Origin of the sequence: Corynebacterium sp. EPI-003-04-2554_SCH2473622, from assembly GCF_001665955.1 — a bacterium.
GTDB lineage: Bacteria > Actinomycetota > Actinomycetes > Mycobacteriales > Mycobacteriaceae > Corynebacterium > Corynebacterium pseudodiphtheriticum.
Genome location: NZ_LZMN01000056.1, coordinates 1 through 5,712, shown reverse-complemented (window position 1 = coordinate 5,712; position 5,712 = coordinate 1). Strand labels below are relative to the sequence as shown.

General features: G+C 52.3%; 1 protein-coding gene and 3 rRNA genes. All 4 read right to left on the bottom strand.

The features are described from left to right. Positions 1-19 precede the first annotated feature (19 nt). Positions 20-138: ribosomal RNA gene (gene rrf, locus A5774_RS06900) — 5S ribosomal RNA — on the bottom strand. Between the two features lie 139 nt (positions 139-277). Beyond that, positions 278-3,330 (bottom strand): 23S ribosomal RNA (locus A5774_RS06895). Positions 3,331-3,709: 379 nt separating this feature from the next. Next, a 16S ribosomal RNA gene (locus A5774_RS06890) occupies positions 3,710-5,225 on the bottom strand. Together the 16S, 23S and 5S rRNA genes form the textbook arrangement of a ribosomal RNA operon. A gap of 191 nt (positions 5,226-5,416) precedes the next feature. After that, on the bottom strand, positions 5,417-5,712 hold a 296-nt coding region (locus A5774_RS11700), incomplete at its 5' end, for a hypothetical protein (RefSeq protein ID WP_231892376.1).

Below are 5,712 nucleotides of genomic sequence, written 5' to 3'. Positions count from 1 at the left end.
CAAACATGAAATTATACAGTGTCGGCAGCAACCTACTCTCCCACACCCTCCCGAGTGCAGTACCATCAGCGCGACGCAGGCTTAGCTTCCGGGTTCGGAATGGGACCGGGCGTTTCCCTGCCGCTATCAACCACCGACACAACCAACCAGACAACACACAAAAAACCATGTGCCCGTCAACCACACAAACACGGCGTGGTGTGTCAAACACTGCATAGTGGACGCAAAGCACAACAAAAATTAATCTCTCACGAAAAACACCAGCCAAAAAACCGGCATGTTGTAGTAGTTCGGTGAATTAGTACCAGTCACCTCCACGCCTTACAACGCTTCCAGATCTGGCCTATCAACCCCATAGTCTCTAGGGCACCTAATAACGAAACCTCATCTCAAAACAGGCTTCCCGCTTAGATGCTTTCAGCGGTTATCCCTTCTACACGTAGCCAACCAGCCATGCCACGGGCGTGACAACTGGCACACTAGAGGTGTATCCATCCCGGTCCTCTCGTACTAGGGACAGCCTTTTTCAAGTTTCTACGCGCGCGGCGGATAGAGACCGAACTGTCTCACGACGTTCTGAACCCAGCTCGCGTGCCGCTTTAATGGGCGAACAGCCCAACCCTTGGGACCTACTCCAGCCCCAGGATGCGACGAGCCGACATCGAGGTGCCAAACCATCCCGTCGATATGGACTCTTGGGGAAGATCAGCCTGTTATCCCCGGGGTACCTTTTATCCGTTGAGCGACACCACATCCACAAGTAGGTGCCGGATCACTAGTCCCGACTTTCGTCCCTGCTCGAGCAGTAACTCTCACAGTCAAGCTTCCTTGTGCACTTACACTCAAAACCTGATTGCCAACCAGGCTGAGGAAACCTTTGGGCGCCTCCGTTACTCTTTAGGAGGCAACCGCCCCAGTTAAACTACCCACCAGGCACTGTCCCCAACCCAGATCATGGGCCAAGGTTAAGGTATCCGATCAAGCCAGAGTGGTATTTCAACAACGACTCCACACACACTAGCGTGCATGCCTCACAGTCTCCCACCTATCCTACACAAGCCAAACCGAACACCAATACCAAGCTATAGTGAAGGTCCCGGGGTCTTTTCGTCCTGCCGCGCGTAACGAGCATCTTTACTCGTACTGCAATTTCACCGGGCCTGTGGTTGAGACAGCAGGGGTCTCGTTACGCCATTCGTGCAGGTCGGAACTTACCCGACAAGGAATTTCGCTACCTTAGGATGGTTATAGTTACCACCGCCGTTTACTGGGGCTTAAATTCTCCGCTTCGACCCAAAAGATCTAACAGGTCCTCTTAACCTTCCAGCACCGGGCAGGCGTCAGTCCATATACATCAACTTAACGTTTTCGCATGGACCTGTGTTTTTGATAAACAGTCGGACCCCTCTATTCTCTGCGGCCCCACCAAGCAAAACCCGGTGGGGCTCCCCTTCTCCCGAAGTTACGGGGACATTTTGCCGAGTTCCTTAACCACAGTTCACCCGAACGCCTTAGTATTCTCAACCTGACTACCTGTGTCGGTTTAGGGTACGGGCCGAATATGCACTCGCTAGAGGCTTTTCTCGACAGCATAAGCACACCACATTCACCCAAAAAAGGGCTACGCATCACGCCTCAGCAAACAGTGCCCGGATTTACCAATGGCACCAACCTCAACGCTTACACCAACAATCCAATAAGCGGCGTGGCTGCCCCACTGCGTCACCCCATCACTTGGACCACAGATCAGGCCCCACAAACTCAACCCATCAACACACTCAAAGAGCATAATCAATGAGTCTCACACGTGGTTAGTATCACTGCTTTACCATTGACGCACACACTCGGGTACCAGAATATCAACTGGTTATCCATCGACTACGCCTGTCGGCCTCGCCTTAGGTCCCGACTCACCCTGGGAAGACGAACTTGACCCAGGAACCCTTAGTCATCCGGCGGTAAGGATTCTCACCTTACAATTCGTTACTCATGCCTGCATTCTCACTCGCACACAATCCACACGTGTTCACACTCATGCTTCACCTCATGCACGACGCTCCCCTACCCAACTAAAAAGTTGCCGCGGCTTCGGCGGTGTACTTGAGCCCCACTACATTGTCGGCGCAGAACCACTCGACCAGTGAGCTATTACGCACTCTTTCAAGGATGGCTGCTTCTAAGCCAACCTCCTGGCTGTCATCGCGATCCCACATCCTTTTCCACTTAGTACACCCTTAGGGGCCTTAGCCGGCGATCTGGGCTGTTTCCCTCTCGACTATGAAGCTTATCCCCCACAGTCTCACTGCCGTAGAACACTTCAATGGCATTCGGAGTTTGTCTGATGTTGCTAAGATGATAGTCCCGCTCAACCAAACAGTAGCTCTACCTCCACCAAGCTAACCTACGACGCTGCACCTAAATGCATTTCGGGGAGAACCAGCTATCACGGAGTTTGATTGGCCTTTCACCCCTACCCACAGCTCATCCCCGCAGTTTTCAACCTACGTGGGTTCGCGCCTCCACAACCTCTTACAGCTGCTTCACACTGGCCATGGGTAGATCACCCCGCTTCGGGTCCAGGACATGCCACTACAACACCCTAATTAGGATTCGCTTTCGCTACGACTACCCCACACGGGTTAACCTCGCGACATGCCGCTGACTCGCAGGCTCATTCTTCAAAAGGCACGCCATCACACAACAAAAGGTGCTCTGACGGATTGTAAGCACATGGTTTCAGGAACTATTTCACTCCCCTCCCGGGGTACTTTTCACCATTCCCTCACGGTACTATCCGCTATCGGTCACACTAAGTATTTAGGCTTACCGGGTGGTCCCGGCAGATTCACGGCAGATTCCACGAGCCCGCCGCTACTCGGGAAACAACAACCAACACGCACATGCCTTCAACTACAGGACTCTCACCTACTCCGGTGGGCCATTCCAAACCACTTCACCTAACACGCACGCACCAGCACAGCCATGGTAGTGACTGAACAATTGCTCCCAACAACCCCACACATGCAACCCCTACCAGGTATCACACACATGCAGTTTAGCCAACATTCGCGTTCGCTCGCCGCTACTAACGAAATCACTATTGTTTCCTTCTCCTACGGGTACTGAGATGTTTCACTTCCCCGCGTAACCCCCATACTGACTATAAATTCACCAGCAGGTGACTGCGAATAACCACAGCCGGGTTTCCCCATTCGGACATCCTCGGATCAACGCTCGATTGACAACTCCCCGAGGCATAACGCAGCCTTCCACGTCCTTCATCGGCTTAGCATGCCAAGGCATCCACCATGTGCCCTTACAACACACAACAAAATAAACACAAAAGAAAAAAAATTACAGCACACACAACACAACAAAAGCTGCATCATGCGCACAGATGCTCGCGTCCACTATACAGTTCTCACACACCACACCAACCACAACCACAAGCAAACAAAAAACCGTTCACCCACAGCCATGATGGTCAACGAACAACACACAAGTGCTGCCCGAGACACCCAACAACGTGCCAACACACAAAAAAATGATACCCACTCAACCAAGTGAAAACAGAATGCAAACCCACAAACAAAAAATAATAACGCTGCAACCCACACACCCACATACAGGTGCATGAACAACAATCACAGCAAACACACTGACCACCCACAACTGTGGAAACAATCAGTGCACAATAAAAACTCCTTAGAAAGGAGGTGATCCAGCCGCACCTTCCGGTACGGCTACCTTGTTACGACTTCGTCCCAATCGCCGATCCCACCTTCGACGGCTCCCTAAACGAGTTTGAGCCACCGGCTTCGGGTGTTACCAACTTTCATGACGTGACGGGCGGTGTGTACAAGGCCCGGGAACGTATTCACCGCAGCATTGCTGATCTGCGATTACTAGCGACTCCGACTTCATGGGGTCGAGTTGCAGACCCCAATCCGAACTAAGACCAGCTTTAAGCGATTAGCTCACCCTCACAGGCTCGCTGCGCATTGTACCGGCCATTGTAGCATGTGTGAAGCCCTGGACATAAGGGGCATGATGACTTGACGTCGTCCCCACCTTCCTCCGAGTTAACCCCGGCAGTCTCTCATGAGTCCCCACCATAACGTGCTGGCAACATAAGACAAGGGTTGCGCTCGTTGCGGGACTTAACCCAACATCTCACGACACGAGCTGACGACAGCCATGCACCACCTGTACACTAGCCACAAGGGAAACTACATCTCTGCAGCGATCCAGTGTATGTCAAGCCCAGGTAAGGTTCTTCGCGTTGCATCGAATTAATCCACATGCTCCGCCGCTTGTGCGGGCCCCCGTCAATTCCTTTGAGTTTTAGCCTTGCGGCCGTACTCCCCAGGCGGGGCGCTTAATGCGTTAGCTACGGCACAGAAACCCCAAAAGGTCCCTACACCTAGCGCCCACCGTTTACGGCATGGACTACCAGGGTATCTAATCCTGTTTGCTACCCATGCTTTCGCTCCTCAGCGTCAGTAACTGCCCAGTAACCTGCCTTCGCCATCGGTGTTCCTCCTGATATCTGCGCATTTCACCGCTACACCAGGAATTCCAGTTACCCCTACAGTACTCAAGTCAGCCCGTATCGCCTGCACGCCCACAGTTAAGCTGTGGAATTTCACAGACGACGTGACAAACCACCTACGAGCTCTTTACGCCCAGTAATTCCGGACAACGCTTGCACCCTACGTATTACCGCGGCTGCTGGCACGTAGTTAGCCGGTGCTTCTTCTCCAGGTACCGTCACAAAACGCTTCGTCCCTGGCGAAAGGAGTTTACAACCCGAAGGCCGTCATCCCCCACGCGGCGTCGCTGCATCAGGCTTGCGCCCATTGTGCAATATTCCCCACTGCTGCCTCCCGTAGGAGTCTGGGCCGTATCTCAGTCCCAATGTGGCCGACCAACCTCTCAGTCCGGCTACCCGTCGCCGCCTTGGTAGGCCATTACCCCACCAACAAGCTGATAGGCCGCGGGCTCATCCTACACCGAAAAAACTTTCCACCACACACACTAAAGCATGGTCCTATCCGGTATTAGACCCAGTTTCCCAGGCTTATCCCAGAGTGCAGGGCAGATCACCCACGTGTTACTCACCCGTTCGCCACTCGAGTACCTCCGAAGAGGCCTTTCCGTTCGACTTGCATGTGTTAAGCACGCCGCCAGCGTTCGTCCTGAGCCAGGATCAAACTCTCCATAAAAAATCAGAAAAAGAGTCTGATAACCTAGTCAAAAAACTACAAAAGAAAAATCAAAGAGCAACACTTACTCAAAACGATTAATCAAATGCAGAAACAAAAAGGATCCACATCCCACTAATCAAGTAAGTATCAAAAATAATAAGTACATTGACACGCTATTGAGTTCTCACACAACACCACCACCCCACTACTCAAGCACCCTTATCAACGAGCACCCTTCCGTAAAGCAGCCAGACCGATGTTACACACCACGTTGCAGAAACACAAACCAGAACACTGTGTCGTTCATCACAACAACCGGAACCAGAAAGCACCCACGACCAGCGCCACCCACCAACACAACAAACAGCAAAAACCATCCGAAAGCCAGCGAGCATCGGCCCTATAAAATTATCACCATCACCACCAGACAAACAAAGAACACAACCACCAGAACCAACATCCTGTGAAGTTATTTTCTCTGTCAGCCCCTCGCGGCGACTTGGAT